Raw genomic sequence first — 1,602 nt, forward strand, 5'->3', positions numbered from 1 at the left:
CCCCCTATGTCAGGATAGTTGTCGCCTCTACTTATTGAAAGATAGCGGGCGGAATTGGAATACAAATTGCAACATTATTCAGCAGAACGTAAAGCCTCCATACTAAAGAAGCTACTCCCACCTGAGAGTCGATCGGTGCCAAAAGTCGCTTCAGAGGAAGGGATTAGCGTCGGAACGTTGTACAATTGGTTGAAGCAAGCGCGAGAACAAGGAGTCGCAGTGCCGGGAAGTCAACGAACAAGTAGTGAAGACTGGGATGGGGCGAGCAAATTTGCTGCCGTATTGGAAACAGCCAGCATGACGGCTCATGAACTCAGTGAATACTGCCGCCAAAAGGGATTATACCCTGAGCAAATTGCGCGCTGGAAGGCGGCGAGTATAGCCGGGGCAGCCGGTGAATCATCACAATCGAGTGCGTCTAAAAAGGCCTTGAAAGAAGCTCAACAACAAATTAACCATCTGAAAAAGGATTTGAGCCGCAAAGAAAAGGCATTAGCGGAAAGTGCTGCCTTACTGGTACTGCAAAAAAAGTATCAGGCGCTGTGGGAGGACGAGGTGTCATGACCGACCTTGCACAGCGCCAGTCACTTGTGAAGATGATTCATGAAGCCGAATCCGCGGGTGCGGGTCGTGGTCAGGCCTGCCAGATTGTGGGGATTAGTATCCGCACCCTACAACGCTGGTCACCTCAGGGTAGTGATGAGGTAAAAGCTGATCAACGCCCTGAAGCAGTCCGTCCAGCGCCTTCTCATCAGTTAACCATTGAAGAAAAAGACGCGATTTTGGCCATTTGTCATGAACCCGAGTATGCCAGCTTGCCGCCTTCACAGATCGTCCCGAAGTTAGCCGATAAGGGCATTTATCTCGCCAGTGAATCCAGTTTTTATCGGGTTCTCAAAGCCGCAAACCAGTTGCATCATCGCGGTCGGAGTCAGAAGCCAAAACCTGCACGCGTCGCAACGACTCATACCGCAACCGCGCCGAATCAGGTGTGGACGTGGGATGTGACCTGGTTACCCAGCACCGTGACAGGCCGCTTTTTCTATCTGTATATGGTCGAAGATTTGTATAGTCGCTACGGCGTGGTTTGGGAAGTGCATGAGGCTGAGTCAGCCGATTTAGCGGCAGAGCTGATGCAAAAAGGCGTGTGGCGTGAGAAGTTGACGGACAGCCATCAATTGGTGCTTCATAGCGACAATGGCAGCATGATGAAAGCACAAACGTTGCGGGTAAAGTTGGATCAATTGAATATTAGTCAATCCTTTAGCCGCCCACGTGTGAGTGATGATAATGCATACGTGGAATCTTTCTTCCGAACATTGAAATACGGGCCCTCTTGGCCCAGTCAGGGCTTTACCTCGTTAGATCAGGCACGTGAATGGGTGCAACAGTTTATGCAGTGGTACAACCATGAGCATCAGCACAGCAAGATTCGCTTTGTGACGCCTGCACAACGTCACCGAGGTGATGACAAAGCCGTGTTAACGCAGCGAGCATCCGTCTACGCGCAAGCAAAGCAAGCGAACCCGGCGCGCTGGTCAGGCAATACACGTGATTGGTCTGTGATCACTGAAGTGACTTTAAATCCTGAGCGACCTGCTG

General features: G+C 51.0%; 1 pseudogene. It reads left to right on the forward strand.

Annotation, left to right across the window (positions count from 1 at the left end):
• Positions 1 to 66 precede the first annotated feature (66 nt).
• A pseudogene (locus tag DKW60_RS12010) lies at positions 67 to 1,602 on the forward strand (IS3 family transposase); the annotation flags it as partial.

Source organism: Leucothrix pacifica, from assembly GCF_003172875.1.
GTDB classification, from domain to species: Bacteria; Pseudomonadota; Gammaproteobacteria; order Thiotrichales; family Thiotrichaceae; genus Leucothrix; species Leucothrix pacifica.